This window comes from Polaromonas sp., from assembly GCF_030680935.1.
Lineage (GTDB): Bacteria > Pseudomonadota > Gammaproteobacteria > Burkholderiales > Burkholderiaceae_C > Polaromonas.
Genome location: NZ_JAUXUP010000066.1, coordinates 1 through 17,480 on the forward strand (window position 1 = coordinate 1; position 17,480 = coordinate 17,480).

The 17,480-nt window shown below is 60.8% G+C and carries 18 protein-coding genes and 1 pseudogene; 9 read left to right on the forward strand and 10 right to left on the reverse strand.

The window, feature by feature from the left end:
* From trmD to Q8L50_RS16325, 4 genes are all read left to right on the forward strand, one after another.
* Positions 1–686 (forward strand): tRNA (guanosine(37)-N1)-methyltransferase TrmD (gene trmD / locus Q8L50_RS16310; RefSeq protein WP_305349692.1); only part of this gene is annotated, 686 nt, incomplete at its 5' end.
* Positions 687–818: 132 nt separating this feature from the next.
* Positions 819–1,184, forward strand: a complete 366-nt coding sequence (gene rplS, locus Q8L50_RS16315; protein WP_305349693.1) for a 50S ribosomal protein L19 — start codon at positions 819–821, stop codon at positions 1,182–1,184.
* 229 nt (positions 1,185–1,413) lie between these two features.
* Positions 1,414–2,109 carry a CoA pyrophosphatase gene (locus Q8L50_RS16320; protein ID WP_305349694.1) on the forward strand — a complete coding sequence of 232 codons (696 nt, stop codon included), beginning with the start codon at positions 1,414–1,416 and terminating at the stop codon, positions 2,107–2,109.
* 130 nt (positions 2,110–2,239) lie between these two features.
* Positions 2,240–3,244, forward strand: coding sequence for a CobD/CbiB family protein (locus tag Q8L50_RS16325; RefSeq protein WP_305349695.1), 1,005 nt, complete (start codon positions 2,240–2,242; stop codon positions 3,242–3,244).
* A 22-nt stretch (positions 3,245–3,266) separates the two neighbouring features.
* On the opposite strand, the gene rsgA is transcribed toward Q8L50_RS16325, so the two are convergent.
* From rsgA to Q8L50_RS16340, 3 genes are all read right to left on the reverse strand, one after another.
* Positions 3,267–4,259, reverse strand: coding sequence for a ribosome small subunit-dependent GTPase A (gene rsgA / locus Q8L50_RS16330; protein WP_370869820.1), 993 nt, complete (start codon positions 4,257–4,259; stop codon positions 3,267–3,269).
* Between the two features lie 111 nt (positions 4,260–4,370).
* Positions 4,371–4,691, reverse strand: a complete 321-nt coding sequence (locus tag Q8L50_RS16335) for a 4a-hydroxytetrahydrobiopterin dehydratase (RefSeq protein ID WP_305349697.1) — start codon at positions 4,689–4,691, stop codon at positions 4,371–4,373.
* On the reverse strand, positions 4,688–5,974 hold the full coding sequence (locus tag Q8L50_RS16340) for a M48 family metallopeptidase (RefSeq protein WP_305349698.1): 1,287 nt from the start codon (positions 5,972–5,974) through the stop codon (positions 4,688–4,690). The genes Q8L50_RS16335 and Q8L50_RS16340 overlap by 4 nt, the downstream gene beginning before the upstream one ends.
* 34 nt (positions 5,975–6,008) lie before the next feature.
* Here Q8L50_RS16340 and orn point away from each other — a divergent pair, with 34 nt between their 5' ends.
* The gene (gene orn, locus Q8L50_RS16345; protein ID WP_305349699.1) at positions 6,009–6,572 is read left to right on the forward strand and encodes an oligoribonuclease; all 564 of its coding nucleotides are present in this window, start codon (positions 6,009–6,011) and stop codon (positions 6,570–6,572) included.
* Positions 6,573–6,961: 389 nt separating this feature from the next.
* The gene (locus Q8L50_RS16350) at positions 6,962–8,899 is read left to right on the forward strand and encodes a DEAD/DEAH box helicase (protein WP_305349700.1); all 1,938 of its coding nucleotides are present in this window, start codon (positions 6,962–6,964) and stop codon (positions 8,897–8,899) included.
* A gap of 131 nt (positions 8,900–9,030) precedes the next feature.
* Here Q8L50_RS16350 and Q8L50_RS16355 read toward each other — a convergent pair whose 3' ends face one another.
* The 4 genes from Q8L50_RS16355 to Q8L50_RS16370 form a co-directional block, all read right to left on the reverse strand.
* Entirely contained in the window at positions 9,031–9,927 is an 897-nt protein-coding gene (locus Q8L50_RS16355; RefSeq protein WP_305349701.1) for an NAD(P)-dependent oxidoreductase, read from the reverse strand.
* A gap of 99 nt (positions 9,928–10,026) precedes the next feature.
* Complete coding sequence (locus Q8L50_RS16360) at positions 10,027–11,385, reverse strand: NAD(P)H-dependent oxidoreductase (RefSeq protein WP_305349702.1); 1,359 nt, start codon at positions 11,383–11,385, stop codon at positions 10,027–10,029.
* A gap of 88 nt (positions 11,386–11,473) precedes the next feature.
* Positions 11,474–12,355 carry a phytanoyl-CoA dioxygenase family protein gene (locus Q8L50_RS16365; RefSeq protein WP_305349703.1) on the reverse strand — a complete coding sequence of 294 codons (882 nt, stop codon included), beginning with the start codon at positions 12,353–12,355 and terminating at the stop codon, positions 11,474–11,476.
* A gap of 17 nt (positions 12,356–12,372) precedes the next feature.
* On the reverse strand, positions 12,373–13,065 hold the full coding sequence (locus Q8L50_RS16370; protein WP_305349704.1) for a GntR family transcriptional regulator: 693 nt from the start codon (positions 13,063–13,065) through the stop codon (positions 12,373–12,375).
* 131 nt (positions 13,066–13,196) lie between these two features.
* On the opposite strand from Q8L50_RS16370, the gene Q8L50_RS16375 reads away from it, so the two are divergent.
* Positions 13,197–14,063 carry an alpha/beta hydrolase gene (locus Q8L50_RS16375; RefSeq protein ID WP_305349705.1) on the forward strand — a complete coding sequence of 289 codons (867 nt, stop codon included), beginning with the start codon at positions 13,197–13,199 and terminating at the stop codon, positions 14,061–14,063.
* 86 nt (positions 14,064–14,149) lie between these two features.
* Here the strand turns inward: Q8L50_RS16375 and Q8L50_RS16380 are convergent, their stop codons facing one another.
* On the reverse strand, positions 14,150–15,118 hold the full coding sequence (locus tag Q8L50_RS16380; protein WP_305349706.1) for an alpha/beta hydrolase: 969 nt from the start codon (positions 15,116–15,118) through the stop codon (positions 14,150–14,152).
* Positions 15,119–15,250: 132 nt separating this feature from the next.
* On the opposite strand from Q8L50_RS16380, the gene Q8L50_RS16385 reads away from it, so the two are divergent.
* The gene (locus Q8L50_RS16385) at positions 15,251–16,243 is read left to right on the forward strand and encodes a LysR family transcriptional regulator (RefSeq protein WP_305349707.1); all 993 of its coding nucleotides are present in this window, start codon (positions 15,251–15,253) and stop codon (positions 16,241–16,243) included.
* 64 nt (positions 16,244–16,307) lie between these two features.
* Here Q8L50_RS16385 and Q8L50_RS16390 read toward each other — a convergent pair whose 3' ends face one another.
* Complete coding sequence (locus tag Q8L50_RS16390; RefSeq protein ID WP_305349708.1) at positions 16,308–16,565, reverse strand: hypothetical protein; 258 nt, start codon at positions 16,563–16,565, stop codon at positions 16,308–16,310.
* Between the two features lie 45 nt (positions 16,566–16,610).
* Here Q8L50_RS16390 and Q8L50_RS16395 point away from each other — a divergent pair, with 45 nt between their 5' ends.
* A complete protein-coding gene (locus tag Q8L50_RS16395) occupies positions 16,611–16,805 on the forward strand; it encodes an addiction module antidote protein (RefSeq protein WP_370869821.1) in 195 nt (64 codons plus the stop codon).
* Between the two features lie 324 nt (positions 16,806–17,129).
* Here Q8L50_RS16395 and Q8L50_RS16400 read toward each other — a convergent pair.
* Positions 17,130–17,480 (reverse strand): annotated as a pseudogene (locus Q8L50_RS16400) (metallophosphoesterase); the annotation flags it as partial.

The following is a 17,480-nucleotide window of genomic DNA, read 5'->3' on the forward strand; positions in this document are numbered from 1 at the left end:
AAGTGCGGCTCTGGAACCCCCGAGATTTTTCTGAAGGCAGCTATCGCCGTGTCGACGACCGGCCGTTTGGCGGTGGTCCCGGCATGGTCATGATGGCTGAGCCGCTGTGGAAATGCTTGCAGGCGGTGCGTGCGGAACGCGCTGAGCCCGATGACGCCCGCGCGCCAGTCGTGTTGTTCTCCCCCATCGGTGAAGCCCTTAATCACACCGGCGTTGAACGCTGGTCTGCCAGCCAGGGCGCGGTGTTGCTCTGTGGCCGCTACGAGGGCATTGACCAGCGTTTCATCGACGCCTGTGTCGACCAGCAGATCAGCCTGGGCGATTTTGTGCTTTCCGGCGGGGAAATTGCTGCCATGGCGCTGCTCGATGCTGTCGCGCGCCTGCAGCCCGGCGTGCTCAATGACGAAGGTAGCCACCAGCTCGACAGTTTCAACCCGGCTCTGGACGGACTGCTCGACTGCCCGCACTACACACGGCCGGAAATCTGGCGGGATCAGGGGGTACCGGAGAAATTGTTGTCGGGGAACCACGCCTACATTGAGCGCTGGCGCCGGGACCAGCGGCTGGCGCTGACCCGGGCGCACCGGCCTGAGTTGCTGGATAGCGCCCGCGACGCGGGGCGTCTGGACGCAGCGGACGAGTCTTTTCTGCGCAGCTTGCCGGCAAAATCGTCCGATCACCCGTAAATTGCTATAATCGTGGGCTTTTCGGTCCTCTGGCGGCCACTGCAACCATGTTGACCCTCCCTGAGAGCTTCCCTGGATTTGCGGTCTTTAGCGCAGCGCGTGTATGAACGAAAAAGATAGATGGAATAAATCATGAATCTGATCGAAACCCTTGAGCAGGAAGAAATTGCCCGCTTGAACAAAACCATTCCCGTGTACGCCACCGGCGACACCGTGATTGTCAGCGTCAATGTGGTTGAAGGTACACGCAAGCGTGTGCAGGCTTTTGAAGGTGTTGTGATTGCCAAGCGCAACCGCGGCCTGAACTCCAGCTTCATCGTGCGCAAGATCTCCAATGGTGAAGGCGTTGAGCGGACCTTTCAGGTCTACAGCCCGCTGATCGCCAAGATCGAAGTCAAGCGCCGTGGTGATGTGCGCCGCGCCAAGTTGTACTACCTGCGTGAGCGCAGCGGCAAGTCGGCACGTATCAAGGAAAAGCTGGGCGCCAAAGCTGCCTAAAGCAGCCCGGCCTCAGAAAAAGCCGCTCTTCGGAGCGGCTTTTTTATGCCTGCTAGTGCAGTGTGGCATGCTGGATGGAACAAATAAAAATGAAGGATTTTGAGTCAGGGCAAGGCGCACACCACAGCGATACCCTGGGTATCGCGCGGATTTGCAACGCAGCCATGGCGCAAAAGACTCATTTTTATGTTCCAGATTGCGTGCCACACTGCACTAGGCTTTGCTCCTGATGACTTTCACCAAACCCCTGCCTGTCTTCGATCCCCGCAGTATTCCGGTGATCGGCGTGGACACCCATTTGTCGGGTGTTCCGGCGCAGGCCTTGACGCCGCAGGCCCTGCGGCAGCGCTTTCGGCATCCCCCGTTGTGGACACCGGAACACAGCGTGGAGAAGAAGTTTTCCAACCGCGAGCCGGCACTGGCGGCGGTGCTGCTGCCGCTGGTCATGCGGGACGAACTGACGCTGCTGCTCACCGAGCGGGCGGGCAATATGTCCACCCATTCCGGGCAAGTTGCCCTGCCGGGCGGCAAGACCGACAACAGCGATCACGATGCAGTGGACACCGCCCTGCGGGAGGCGCATGAAGAAATTGGCCTGCCGCGTGCGCATGTGGAGGTACTGGGCATCTTGCCTACTTATGTGACTGGCACGGCTTTTATCATCACCCCGGTCGTGGCGCTGGTACAACCCGGCTTTGTGCTGCAGCCCAATCCCGCCGAGGTGGCTGACGTGTTTGAGGTGCCCTTGCGTTATCTGATGGACCCGGCCAATCACCAGCGCCATGAATTCGAGTTTGAGGGCGTGTTGCGGCAGTGGCTGTCGATGCCGTACACCGGAATCGACAGCAGCGACCCCAAGGAGCGCTACATCTGGGGCGCCACCGCCGGCATGCTGCGCAACCTCTACCGCTTTTTGATTGCTTAGATGAGCCACCCCCGGTCCGGGCTCACTGCGTGTAGCCCGTTCCCCCCTCGGGGGGCAGGGCGCTACACGCAGTGAGCAACCGTGGGGGCCAATCAAGCAGTGCGCGAACGTGGGGGCAGTATGATTCAGCATGAGCTTTTTTGCTGTTTTGTTCGCGCTGATCATTGAACAAGCCCGCCCGCTGGCTCGCGGCAATGCGATTCACGCCAGCCTGCGGCGCTGGGCACGCTGGGCCAGCCGCAGTCTTGACGCGGGCAAGACGCAACACGGCTGGGTGGCCTGGACCATGGCCACGGTGGTGCCGGCGCTGCTTACGCTGGCTGTCCATTGGCTGCTCTGGAGCATCAGCGGCGTGCTGGCTTTTGTCTGGAGTGTGGCGGTGCTTTACGTGACGCTGGGCTTTCGCCAGTTCAGCCACTATTTCACCGACATACGCGATGCCCTCGACGAGGGTGATGAGGTCGCGGCACGTGAGCTGCTGGCGCAGTGGCGGCAGGTCGATGCCAGTGAATTGCCGCGCAGTGAAATTGTGCGGCATGTGATTGAGTATTCGGTGCTGGCGGCGCATCGCCATGTATTTGGCGTGCTGGCGTGGTTCTCGGTAATGGCGGCCCTGGGCCTGGGGCCCGCAGGCGCGGTGCTGTACCGCATGAGCGAGTTCGTGTCGCGCTACTGGACGCACAAAAGCCAGTCAACTGGTGACGACACCAGCCCGGCGCTGCAGCATGCGGCTGTACGTGCCTGGGACGTGATCGACTATGTGCCGGCGCGCCTGACGTCCCTCGGATTTGCGGTGGTCGGCAGTTTTGAAGACGCCATCGACGGCTGGCGCAACTACATGCATCGTCAGCCGGTGGCGTCAGAGAACCGCAATGACGGCGTGATTCTGGCCGCCACATCGGGCGCGGTGAACGTGCGTCTGGGCGGGGAGGCACTCAAAGCCGCATTCGCACCCGACGCCTCGCAAGGTTTCCAGGCCAGCGGCGTCGAGCCGGGGGCCACAGCGACAGAAAGCACACCGGGCCGCGAGCCCGAGGTAGCTCACCTGCGCAGCATTGTGGGCCTGGTCTGGCGCTCTGTGGTGCTCTGGATGGTGCTGCTGGCGCTGTTGACACTGGCGCGCCTGCTGGGGTAACCGGCTGCCTCCCGGGCCGCGCTCAATAACGCGGCGCTTGCGACAACTCGGCAAATAATTCGCTATATAAACGATAGCGGCTTGCGCTTATCCCGCCTGAGCTGGAGCCTGATTTGACCTCTGATATCACGCCACAACCGGGTTCGTGCAGATGGGTGCAGTTGTAGAACTTGCAGTCCTGTGCATGGGCCTTGAGGTCGGGCATGTAGTTGGCCAGTTGCATTGGCTCGATATGGTGCAACCCAAACTCCTGAAATCCGGGCGAATCGATCAGTGCGCTCTGGCGTTCGGCATCCAGCCAGTACAGCGTGGTGCTGGTGGTGGTGTGTTTGCCTGAATTGAGCGCCTGCGATATTTCGGCTGTCAGCACCTGAGCACCGGGGATCAGCAAATTCGTCAGACTGCTTTTGCCGGCACCCGAGGGGCCCAGCACCAGCGTTTTTTTACCTTGCAACAGCGCGCGCAACTGGCTGGTCTGCGCGTCGTTGGCAACCGGTGTTTCTGTTTTTGGCTTGACCGCCAGCGGCAATACCTGGTAACCCATGGCGCGGTAGGGCGCCAGCTTGGCCCATGCGCGCGCAAAAGGTTCTGCCAGATCGCTTTTGTTCAATGCGATGACGGGTGTGATGCGTTCGGCTTCTGCGGCGATCAGCGCGCGTGTCAGCTGGCTTTCCGAAAACTCCGGCTCGGCCGCGATCAGGATCAAGACCTGATCCAGGTTGGCAGCAAACGATTTCGTGCGCAGGTCGTCCTGGCGGTAAAACAGGTTGCGGCGTGGCTGGACTTTTTCGATGGTGCCTTCGTCCAGCGAGGGCAGCCACAACACCTGGTCGCCCACCAGCGCCTGGCTCTTCTTGCCACGCGGGTGGCAGATCAGACGTTCACCTGTGGGGGTTTCCACCAGACAATGCCGGCCAAAACCGGCAACCACCAGGCCGGGCAATGTCCCGGCGGAAGAAACAGTGGTCAAGCTAGTGCCCTGTCCCACCAATAAAGGCGATATGAAATCGCCCATTCAGCCGCCATGCGGCGTTGCTCGTCGTTGCCATAGCTATGGCGATGTCGCCTCCTCGCGCCTTGCCTGACAGCTGACTGCACAATTTCATTTCATCACCTTATCTGCGGGTCAGGACACTAGCAGCGCGTCAACCTTTGACGCGCAGAAAAAGTCGCTGGCAGATATGCCGTTCACATCGTGGGTGTTGAAGCGCACCGTGCACTTGCCGTAGCTCAGCGCCAGGTCCGGGTGGTGGTCTTCGGCATTCGCAATAAAGGCCACGGCGTTGGCAAAACCCATGGTCTCGTGGAAGTTCTTGAAGGCGTAGGTTTTTTCAAGCGAACCGTCGATCAGGCGCCAACCCAAAGCCTGCTCGCCATTGAGCTGGCTAAGCTGGGTGACGATCTCGGTGGCGCTGAACGCACGGCGGTTCTGGTGGACAGGATTCATGTGGGGGCTCCGGCAGATCCACCCATGCGGCCCAGCCTCTCTGAGGCCGGCGGGTGCGAATAATAAAATTTGGCAAATACAGGATCGGGCGTCAGCGTGCTGGCGTTGTCCTGGTACAGCTTGAGCAGGGCGCTCTGCAGGTCTTTTCCGTCGGTTTGCGCGATGGCATAGGCATCGGCTTCAAACTCATGTTTGCGCGACAGCAGCGCAAACAGCGGCGAGATGAAAAAACTGAAGACGGGCATCACCAGCAGGAACAGCAGCAAAGCCAGGGCGTCATTGCTGCCACTGAGATTGGGCCGGACGCCCAGACCGGTGTAAAACCAGACTTGTGTCGCCAGCCAGCCCAGCAGCGCAAAACCGGCCAGGCTCATGGCAAACATCAGGGCGATACGTTTGACGATGTGTTTGTGCTTGAAGTGCCCCAACTCGTGCGCCAGCACGGCATCAACTTCATCGGGGTTGAGTTGCTTGAGTAGCGTGTCGTAAAACACCACACGTTTGGACGCGCCAAAGCCGGTGAAGTAAGCGTTGGCGTGGGCCGACCGTTTGCTGCCATCCATCACAAACAGACCTTTGGCGGCAAAGCCACAGCGCTGCATCAGGGCCGTGACACGTGCCTTCAGGGTTTCATCTTCCAGTGGCTGGAACTTGTTGAACAGCGGCGCAATCACCGTGGGGTAAAGCACCAGCACCAGCAGGTTGAACACCATCCAGGCGCCCCAGGCCCACAGCCACCACCAGGCGCCTATGCTGCCCATGATCCAGAGCACCAGCGCCACAATCGGCAGGCCGATCAGCACGCCGACCAGCGTGGACTTGAGCAGATCGGCCAGCCACAGCCTGAAAGTCATCTTGTTGAAACCGAAGCGCTCTTCAATGCGGAAGGTGCTGTACAGGGTGAAGGGCAGGTCCAGCAATCCGCTGATGAGACCAAAGGCAGCCAGCAATGCCAGTTGCGGCACAAGGCTGCCGTAATCCGACAGACCCAGGCTGAGCAGCGCCTGGTTCAGCGCGGCTATGCCGCCCAGCAGGGTCCAGCCCAGCAGCACGGCAGCGCCGAAAGCGAGTTCCAGCAGGCCAAAGCGCGATTTGGTGATGGTGTAGTCGGCCGCCTTCTGGTGTGAAGCCAGCGAAATGGTGCTGGCAAACGCAGCAGGCACCTGATCGCGGCGCCGCGCGACGTGCCGGATCTGCCGGGAGGCCAGATAAAACCGGGTCAGCAGGCCAAGCATCAGTGCCGCTGAAAAAAGCAGGGTAAGGGCGAGTGAATAGTCAGGCATGCAGCCAGTTTAGGCGATCAGCGAGAATCGCAAGATGCCTGAAATTGAACCCCTGCTTAAAAAATCAGATCAAAACCTGGTCTGGATCGACTGCGAAATGACCGGGCTGGACCCGGACAAGGAGCGCATCATCGAAATTGCCGTCATCGTCACCGGCCCGCAACTGACGCCGCGCCTCGAGGGCCCTGTGCTCGTCATTCACCAGTCCGACGAGTTGCTGGACCAGATGGACAACTGGAACAAGGGCACCCATGGCCGCAGCGGCTTGATCGACAAGGTCAAAGCCAGTACCGTGACTGAAGAAGAGGCTGAGAAGCAGTTGCTGGCTTTTCTGGCGCAGTACCTGCCCAAAGGCACGTCGCCGCTGTGTGGCAACACCATCAGCCAGGACCGGCGTTTTATCGTCAAATACATGCCTAAGCTCGAGGCGTTTTTCCACTACCGCAATATCGACGTCAGCACTTTCAAGGAGCTGGCCAAACGCTGGCGGCCCGAGGTCTACAGCGCATTCAAGAAGCAGCAAAGCCACACCGCGCTCGCTGATGTGCATGAATCGATCGATGAGCTGGAACACTACCGCACCCATTTTTTGAAGTGATTCTGGCTGCTGGCCCTTTCCGGGTGGGCGAAAGCCGCTATTTAAAAGAGAGCAAATTTCTTTGCGCTGCGGTGGTGCCGGGCGGTCCGCAGGGTCTTTGATGGTGGCCGCACTGGTACAAACCCGCAATCCATGCCATAATCAGTGGCTTGACGGATGCACGGGGTGCACCGCATTTGTACATCTACCTCACACTTTTGCGGCTCTATTAGCAGAGCCATCGCTTCAGGCACCGGTTTACCGGAAGTCGCCCGAACCGACATATTCGTTTGTGGTTGATGTTTTATTAACCACAAACGAAGCCTTCCGCTACGCGGCAGGTGGTAGTTTCTTGTTCGCCTGCCCAAAACCACAAGTCGGGCGGTGATCAAGTGCTTAGTGAGAAAAACATGACTGACTCTTTTGAGGCTCGCGGCGACTTTTTGGCCGAAGCAAACACCGACACCGATATCCACACCGCGCCGGATTTTTCAGATGCGCCCGCCGCAGCTGAAACGTCGCTGGACGCCATCGTGGCAGAGCCCAACGGCTTTGTGAAACTTGGCTTGGCCAAAGAACTGCTGCAAGCCGTTGCCGACATGGGTTTCACCCAGCCGACCGCCGTGCAGATGGCCACCATCCCGAAAGCCATGCAGGCGCTGGATGCTGACGTCAAAGCCGACCCCAAGGCCAAATTCACCGACCTGCTGGTTTCCAGCCAGACCGGTAGCGGCAAGACCGCGGCCTTCCTGTTGCCCGTGCTGCACACCCTGCTCAAGCAGCAGGAAGAGGCCGAGCGCAACGAACGTGCGGAGTTTGAACGCCTGAGCGCTGAGGCCGTTGCCCGTGGCGAGCCGCCGCTGAAAAAGCCCAAGCGCAAAGACCCGACCAATATGCGCAACTTCAAGGCTGCCACCCCAGGCGCGCTGATTTTGTGCCCGACCCGCGAGCTGGCCCAGCAAGTCTGCGCCGACGCGATTGACCTGGTGCGCCATTGCCGCGGCCTGCGTATTGCCAACGTGGTGGGCGGTATTCCTTACCAGTTGCAAATTGCCAAGCTGCAAAACGCCGACCTCGTGGTGGCCACGCCTGGCCGTCTGCTTGACTTGCAGCGCAGCATGCAGATCAAGCTGGACCAGGTGCAGTTTCTCGTTGTTGACGAAGCCGACCGCATGCTGGACCTCGGCTTTGCCGACGACCTGACCGAAGTGAATCAGCTCACCATCGAGCGCAAGCAGACCATGATGTTCAGCGCCACCTTCGCGCCGCGCATCATGCAACTGGCGACGCGCGTGATGCGCCAGCCCCAGCGTGTCGAGATCGACTCGCCGCACGAAAAACATGCATCCATCACCCAGTCGCTGCTGTGGGCCGACAACATGACGCACAAGCGCAAGTTGCTGGACCACTGGCTGCGCGACACCAGCATCAACCAGGCGATTGTGTTTGCCTGCACGCAGGTGGAATGTGATGGCCTGGCCAATGACCTGGTGCAAGAAGGCTTCAGTGCCGTGGCCTTGCACGGCGCTTTGGGCCAGGGCCTGCGCAATCGCCGCCTGATGGCTTTCCGCGATGGTCGGGTGCAGATTCTGGTGGCTACTGACGTGGCTGCCCGCGGTCTGGACGTTCCGACCATCACCCACGTCATCAACTACGGCCTGCCGATGAAAGCCGAAGATTATGTGCACCGCATTGGCCGCACCGGCCGTGCCGGCCGCGAAGGCCAGGCGATCACGATTGCCGAGTTCCGTGATCGCCGCAAGATCCAGGACATCGAACACTACACCCAGCAAAACCTCAAGCCCAGCGTGATTGCCGGTCTCGAGCCACAGCAGCGTTTTGCACCCACCTCGGATCGCCCGCGCGGCAATTTTGGTGGTGACCGTGGCGGCCCCCGCAATTTCGGCGGTGGTGGTGGTGGCCGTTTCGGCAACGACCGAGCGCCTTCGAGTGGGTTCGGTGGTGGCGCTGGTGGTGGTTATGCCGGCAAGAAGCCCGCATTCGGCGACCGTGGCGCAGACCGCGGTGGCTTTGCTGGCAACCGTGATGACCGTGGTGGCTCCTTCCAGGGCCGCCCTGCACCTCAGGGCAACAACTACGCAGACCGCTCCGGTTTCAATGACCGCAATGCACGCCGTCCGGATGACCGTGGCTTCGGCAACAACAACGGCGGCTTTGCCCAGCGCGATGACCGTGGCGGCGATCGCGGCTTTGGCAGCCGTTCAGAAGGTTTTTCGGCTGCACCCCGCGGTGACTTTGCTGATCGCAAGCCGGCTTTTGCCAAACCAGCCGGCAAGGTGTTTGTGCCGCGTGATGCGCAGAAGCGTCCCGCACGTCCTGCACGTTGAAGCTTTCCTGAACTTGCAAAAAAGGCCCGCACTGCGGGCCTTTTTTTATGGGCAGGGCTGGGAGTCTGGGCGGCAGAAGGCGCGGCCGCTTTGCAGCCGACGTTCCTTTTGCCGCCCAGACTCCTGAGCGATCAGTTCATGCCATTGCGGCTGGCCAGCTCGACAAACAGGCCGGAGTGGTCCAGATCGCCCAAGCCGTGCTCGGCACCGTCTGCGTACAGCTGTTCAAACAATGCGGTGATGGGTGCTTCAAAACCAATCTCCTGCGCCGTTGCCAGCGCATTGCGCATGTCCTTGAGTTGTATGGCCAGCCGGGCGTGGGTGATGAAGTCGCGGTCCACCATGCGCTGGCCGTGGACTTGAAGAATGCGGCTGTCGGCAAATCCGCCGGTGATGGCTTCCTTCACCTTGGCCATGTCGGCGCCGCCCTTGGTGGCAAACAGCAGGGCCTCAGCCACCGCACCTATCGTGATGCCGACAATCATCTGGTTGGCGAGCTTGGTCAGCTGGCCTGCGCCATGTGAGCCGACGTGGGTGGCGCGGCCAAACACCCTGAACAGTGGCAGGGCGCGATCAAATTCAGCGGCTTTTCCGCCCACCATGATGACCAGCGAGCCATGCGTTGCCCCGCCCGTACCCCCAGATACCGGGGCATCCAGATGCGCTATGCCCAGGGCGCCCAGGCGCGCAGCATGGTCGCGGGCTTCACGCGGTTTGATCGAGGCCATGTCGATGAACAAGGCGCCGGGTTTCATCGCGGCAGCAACGTCTTGCCCAAACAACACGTCTTCCACCACTGCGCCGTTTTCCAGCATGCCAATCACGATGTCGGCGGTGGCAACGGCGGTGCTGGCCTGTTCGTGGACGCTTGCACCCTGTTCGGCCAGTACAGCGGCCTTTTCGATGGTGCGGTTCCACACCTGCAGCGCATAACCAGCCTCGCACAGGCGGGCGGCCATGATGAGGCCCATGCTTCCTGTACCCAGGAAAGCGATTTTTGGTGCGAGCGGGGCACTTGCAGTGGTCATTGGTTTTCCGTTTGCGGCCTGTGGGTCATGATGGCGCATGCCAGCGCGACAAAGCTGTCAGTCAGCTTGCAGCAGGCCGACAGGTGGCGTAACGCGGCTTTATGCAGCTTTCTTCAGCGCCGGAGAGAACATGCTCTCCATTTCGTGTCGCACCTTGTACGCAGGGGTGGAGGTGTCCATGGCCACGTCGGCCCAGCTCAGGCTCTGCCCTTTTTTGACGGCGCGCACGACCTTGACGTTGTGCGCCAGGCCCAGCGGCAGGCCGCCCATCTTCATCGAGGTGTCGGCCGGCAGCAGCTTGCCCCAGACCGTGTAGCCGCCTTCGCCGTCGAGCATGTCACCGGGCTTCAGATCCCGTTTGGCGGTGGCCACCACGTCGGCGTTCCAGCAGGTCGCCACACCGGTGGGTTCGCCGCGCAGCGCCACACTGGCAACCGAGACGCCGACTTCGAGACCGATCAAATGCCAGCGCTTGTACAGCGTGAAGTAGCGACCGCTCGGGTCGGTGTGCGCGTTGTACTCTTCAAAACAGTTCTTGATGTAGTCGGTCTCCGCCTCGACCGTGACCCAGACACCCATGCGGATGTCGTAGGGAATCTTGCGGCCGTTGGCTTCCAGCGAGGAAATCACCTCCACCATGCCCTTGCGCTCAAGCACGCCGCCTTCGCTGATCGGCCGGGTGACATACGGAATGTCTTCGACACTGGCCGGGGGATACAGCAGGCCGTTGGACGGCACGGTCAGGCCGGTGGCGTTGGCTACGGCGGTGGACTCGATCGAGGGTTTGGAGCCGTCGAGGAAGCTGTTGAACATTTTCGGGTTGAGGCCGCCGCGCTCGGCTTGCTCGGGCGTAAGACCGTAGTTCGCCCAGACGGTTTCGGGTGTCGACTCCGAAAAATGCGGCAGCCATTTATGGCCGCGTCCCGCCGCCACCACCGGGAAACCGCAGGTGCGCGCCCAGTCCACCAGGTCGCAGATCAGTGCAGGCTGGTCGCCAAAGGCCAGTGAATAGACGACACCGGCTTCAGCCGCTTTGCGCGCCAGCAAGGGGCCGCAAAAGGCATCGGCTTCGACAGTGACATTGACCACATGTTTGCCGTGCGCAAACGCCTGCAGGCAGTGCTCGACCGCCGCCACCGGGTTGCCGGTGCATTCGACGATGATGTCGATCTGCGGATGTGTGACCACGGCTTTCCAGTCGTCGGTGATCCAGGTCGCTCCTGTTTTAATAGCTGCTTGCGCTGATTCCGCCTGGGTTAAGGCTGGATTCCACCCTACACGGGCGAGGTTGGTGCGGGCTGCGGCAGGCGACAGGTCGGCAATCGCGACCAGGTGCACACCGGGCGTCTTGGGTATCTGCGCGAGGTACATGGAGCCGAACTTGCCGGCGCCTATCAGGCCGATGCGGATCGGTTTGTTCTCGGACGCGCGTTGTTGGAGCTTGGTATAGAGGTTCATTGGTTTGTCCGTTCGGGCTGAGCTTGTCGAAGCCTGGCCCGGGTGTTCAAGAGGCCCATCGGCAAGCTCAGGGCGAACGGGTGTGGGCTCAGGCCGCCTTGCGCTCCGGCGCGATTTCTTCCATGGAGGTTTGCAGCGCGGTCGCTGGCACGCCGTCTTTCCACGGCAGGTCCACCGGGTAGTCTTTCAGCAGACAGTCATCGGGCAGGCACTCAATCGGCGTGAAATCGCGGTGTGCAATGTACTCGGGGCGTTTGTGGCGGCGTATGTGGTTGCTGACCGCACACAGGCTGAGGTAGACGCTGACGCGGTTGAACGGCGACAGGTTGCTGCCCGAGGCGTGCACCAGACAGGAGTGGAAAAGAATCATCGAACCGGCCGGGCCTTTGGGGCTGACGATTCCGCCCTGTTTGCCGCCGGCGCGCTGCACCAGCTGGCGTATCAGGTCGTTGTCCACAGTCCACAATGGGTAGCTGGTGGTGGTCAGGTCGTGTTTGGCGTCGACCACACCTTTTTTGTGGCTGCCGGGGATGAACATCAGCGGGCCGTTGTGTTCGGTCACGTCGTCCAGAAAAATCGCCACATTCATCGCGCGTTCGGTCGGCATCATGTCGTCGTTGAGCCAGGTGCCGTAATCCTGGTGCCACTGCCAGACATCGCCTTCAAAGGCCATCTTTCCGTTGATCTTGAACTGGTGCATGTACAGCTGCTCACCGAGCAGCTCTTGCACCGGGGCTATCATGCGCGGATGGCGGCCCAGTTTGGCAAAAGGCTCGCTGTACATGTGGGCTGCGAAGTTGGTGCGTACTGCGTCTTTGCCTTTTTCGCGCACGTTGTAGTCCTCGCGCCGGCTGTAAAGCTCGGGCACCGCATCATTCAGCGTCTGCGTTTCTTCCGGCGTGAACAGGCCGGGAAAAAACAGGTAGCCGTCGCGGTCGAACTGGGTGAGTTGCTGGGGGGTCAGGTTCATGGCTGTCTCCGTGGGGTTCAGGCGGGTATCGCGGTAGGTGGGGGTGATGGGTGCAGGGCGGTGTTCAGAAGGCTGGAGAGGTTGCGGCTGGCGTCTTCGGCATGCTGGCGTATCAGCTTTTCTGCGGCCAGTTCGTCACCCGCGGCAATCGCAGTGGCAATCGCTTCGTGCTCGTCCCAGATCGATTCGCGCATGGTCGACAGCTGTAGCACCGCGCCCATGGCGCGGCGGATGTGGTGCCAGTGCAGTTGCGCGCTCTGCGCGATCAGCGGGTTGCCGGAGGCCTGGTAAATCGCGCTGTGAAATTGCAGGTCCAGGGCCATCATGGCCTTGATATCGTTGCTGTGCGTGGCATCGCGGCCCTGGCTGATCAGCGCCGGGGATATCTGGAAGCGAACACGCGCTGCAAGCCGGGCAGCCAGTGCGTCCAGCGCGCTGCGCACCTGGTAAATCTGCATCAACCAGCCCACGTCCAGCGGCGCGACCAGTACGCCGCGCCCAGGTGCGTCCAGCACAAATCCATCCTTCTTCAGCAGCCGCAGGGCTTGCAGCACCGGCTGCCTGGACACGGCCAGTTGCTCGGCAATGTCCTCCTGCATGATGCGGGCGCCCGGCGCCAGGGAGCCATCGCTGATGGCGTCCAGCAGACTGCGATAGACCTGGTCCACCAGGTCGGGCGCTGATTCGATTTTGATAAGTTGCGGGTGCATGTTGATACTCTGTATACAGAATACAGATATTGAATGATGCGGGGTAGCGGGTTTACCCGGGTTGCCTCGCTTTTGTCCGGGCTGTGCCAAGATGGTGGGATTCCCCATCCTTTTTTTTGGAGATGATTCCGATGACACAAGCCGATGCCGCCTGGCTGGACCGCATGTACAACAACCGGGCCCTGGTGCCTGACCATGCGCTGTATTTCAGCCGCTGGGCCGAAACTTCGGCGCAGGCGCGCGGCAGCCAGCCGTGCACGCTGGACATTGCTTACGGCCAGAGCGCGGGCGAAAGGCTCGATGTTTTTCCGGCTGCGCAGGCCGGGCCCGGCGGCGCGCCAGTGGTGGTGTTTGTGCATGGCGGCTACTGGCGCTCGCTCGACAAATCCGAGCATTCGTTTGTGGCCCCCGCTTTGACCTCGGCCGGTGCCTGTGTGGTGCTGCCCAACTACGACCTGTGCCCGGCAGTGACGATTCCGCAGATCACCATGCAGACGGTGAGGGCGCTCGCCTGGACTTACCTCAATGTGGCGCGTTTTGGCGGCGACCCGAAGCGCATCACCGTCATCGGGCATTCAGCGGGTGGGCATCTGGCGGCCATGCTGCTGGCTTGCCTGTGGCCTCGTTATGACAAAGGCCTGCCTGCGGATCTGGTGAAAAACGCGCTATCGATTTCCGGTCTGTATGAGCTGGAATCGGTCATGCACACGCCCTTTCTCAAAGACTCGTTGCGGCTGACGCCTGGGCAGGTGGCGCAGGCCAGCCCGGCCTGGCTGCCTGCCCCGAAAAACGGAGTGCTGTACACCGTGGCCGGCGCCGACGAGAGCGCCGAATTTTTGCGCCACAACGCGCTGATCGAGCAGGCCTGGGGCCCACGCGCGGTGCCGGTGCGGGAAGCCCTGCTGGGGCTGAACCACTTCAGCATCGTGGAGGCGCTGGTGCAGCCCGGCCACCGCCTGCATCAGCTGGCGCTGCAATTGATCGCGGCAACCGCCTGAAGCCATCCCGTTCGCCCTGAGCGCGTCGCAGGGGCGGCTCCCGCGCAGGCAAGCCGGCTTGTGCATCCAACTGAGCAGCTGCAGCGTCACTTCCTGGCTGGCAATCGCCCATCGATAAACGCCAAAATCTCCTGAGCTACCTGTTTGCCCTCGGGTTCGTGCAGCAGGTCGTGCAGTGCCGACTCGTACAGTTTCAGGCTCTTGTCTTTGACGGCGGCCCGCGCCAGCAGGTCGCGGCTGCCGTCAACTTCTGTAACGCGGTCACGCTGGCCGTGAAGAATCAGCAGCGGGGTCTTGATCTCCTGCATCTGTTCCTGGATTTTTGCGATTCCGGTCAGCAGCGTTGCGGCTGTTCGCGCTGGCACTTTCTCACGCACGATCAGGGGGTCTGCGGCCAAGTCGGCGCGGGCCACCGCCTCCCGGACGACGTTGGCCTCGTCAATCGCCTCCAGCCCCATGCCCGGTGCCAGCGCCGACAGCGTCTGCACGATACGCACTTTGACCCCATTGACGTCCGGCGGCAGCTTCAAGGCGCCACTGCTTACCACCAACCCGGCCAGTGGGCTGGTGGGCTTGGTGGCGTAGTGCGCCACCGCCAATCCGCCCATGCTGTGCCCGTACAAAAACAGCGGGGTATTGGGATAACGCTTTGCGGCTTCCTTGAGTGCCAAGTCGATATCGCCCATGACCTGTTCAATTGAGTCGAGCCGCTGCCGCTGCCCGCCAGACCCGGCATGCCCACGGTGGTCTTGCGCAAGCACCGCTATGCCAGCGGCGCTCAGCTGCCCGGCAAGCCCGGCATAACGCTGCGCATGGTCATGCAGCCCGTGCACCACGACCAGCACACCACGCGCTGGCGTGTTTGCTGGCTCCCATACGTAACCTTGCAGGCAGTTGCCGTCACCCGTCTGGGCCCGGTAGGTCTTCAAGCCCGCAGCGGATGCGCCATCGGCACAGGGACCGACGGACGGACGGGAGCCCGTCCACACGGCCGCTGCAACGCCGGCGATCAACACCGACAGGACGGCCAGAATGACCAAGTGTGACTTGCGCATGATTGCTCCTGAAAAGAGGTAGGGGCTTGAGCGCCCGATGTGCGAGCGCTGCGGCAGATTATTTTTGATATATTTAATTTGATAAATGCCTTCAGCTTGAAATAACTGGTATCAAAAGCGATACGGATACTCATGACCCTCGACGAGTTGCGTGTGTTGATCAAGGTGGTAGACGCAAAAAGTTTTGGTCAGGCCGCCGACCTGTTGGGCATGCAGCGCAGCAATGTGAGCCGCGTCATTGCGCAGCTTGAGCGCGAGCTGGGCGTGACGCTGTTGGAACGCACCACCCGCCGGCAATCAGTGACAGAGGCAGGGCGAGCCATCTACGAGCGGGCACTTGGCGTGCTGGCCGGCGTGGACGACATGCTGCGCGTGACGCAGCGCATCCACGCCGAACCGCAGGGGCATTTGCGCGTGACCTGCGGCGCGGCGTTTGCCATGGACGCGGTCAGCGCCTGGATCGAGGCGTTTCTCGGCAAATACCCCAAGGTCACGGCGGAGGTGGAGTTTGCGACCCGCGAGATCGACCTGGTGCACGAAGGTTTTGATCTGGCGATTCGCGCCGGGCCAATGCCCGGCTCCAGCCTGGTCGCGCGCCGAATGGGGCAGTTTGACTACGGTCTGTTTGCCAGCCCTGGCTATCTGGATCGCCACGGCACCCCCACCGATCCGCGCGAACTGGCCACACATCAATTGGTGGTCTTCACGGGCGACGGGGGCAAGCCGGAGTGGACGCTGCACCACCCGCAACAGCCGGACTGCTGCAAGGTGTCGGGCGTGCCTCGCTTGCGCGCGAACGCCGGTGCTGGCGTTCGCAGTGCGCTGCTTGCCGGTCTGGGTGTGGGGCAACTCCCGGTGCACGTGGCGCAACCCTTGGTGATGCAGCGGCAGCTGGTGCCGGTTGCCCATCCGTGGTGTCCCGCACCCGTGCCGGTCTTTGCCGTCTATCCCAGCCGCCGCTACCTCACATCCAAGGTGCGGTCCTTCGTGGACCTGGCTTGCGAGAGTTTGTCAGGCCTGACTGCCGCTCGTGCAGTGACAGACACTACATCAACAGATGTTCACCGGCTATACGGAAAGCAACGCTACACGAGTATCCTAATTCGGCGTAAACACAGGCTTTAACCGATGATCGAGTGCTCGGATACTTGATGTATAAATGTTAAGCGCATTTCCATCTAGTGGTAGCTTACTTTGAATGTTGAGTTCCGCCGAAATCTGAGCCATTTAGCGCAGAAATTTCCATCCAAACCTGACCCACGTAGGCACTACGCGGCTTGTTTTCAAAACAGGAGAAATTAGGTGTAATACACGTGGCGATTGAATGCGAAATCACGATCCGAGAAATGCGCCTGTGATACCGCACTGCGACTGCAGCCGGGAAAGCTGCCTTCTTCGCAGCACCGTGGCGGTTGGCGGCTTCGAATGTAGAGTCAGTAATTTCCATGATCTCTGTACAGTTGGGTGCAATGTAAATCTTTTGGAATCGATTGTGTCCAATAAAATTGAAGTCGCCGAACTGCCTGAGTTCGATGCAGCCGAATATCTGAAGAACGAAGAAGATGTGGCGGCGTACCTGACAACCGTGCTTGAAGACGACGACCCGGCGCTGCTGGCCGCCGCCATCGGTGACATAGACCGAGCGCGAGGAATGTCGCAGTTTGCGAAGGGGTCCTCTTCCTCATGAACGTGTTGGGGCGGTTTCACTTGCAGGCAGCCTAGTCAATCATCAGTAGCCGCTCATAGTCAGGACTGCCGGATTCATGCCCAACCGGCGAGGACCCACACGTTTACGCGATCTACTTAGCGCAGGTCGATTCTCAAAATTTCTTCGAAAAGTATATATACCGACATATAAACTTTTGAGCTCGACTTTCGGCCGGCAGGTTCCCCAAAGAGGCAATTGTTTCATGGGAAAAAAGCCCTAAATTGTGGGCTTTATTAAATTAAATCAACGACTTAAAAGTTTCGGCCAAAAAGTCGTGAAACATTACGATTTAACCGCTCAGCCTCAATCTCCCGGACGGATCACGGTCCCATCGAGCGCCGTGATCCCGCAAAAGCCGACACTAAAGGCCTGGTGGCCCAGCTGTTCCCAATGCCGGCGGTAGTCCATGTTGACATGGTGATGGCCATGGAAAGAGGCCCGGACCTGGAGACTCCTGGCCAGCTCATCCAGGGCCTGGAAGCCGTGATGATGGGCGCTCGGGGCCTCATGGGTCACCAGCACGTCGGCTCGTTGCTTGGCCAGTGCAGCGTAAACGTCCGGGAAAATCGTGCTGCGATGCCGCAATGGGAGCCCGTCCCTCCAGCGACCTGAGCGTCCAACAGTGCGGGTGTATTCCTTTGCGGACTCAGATTT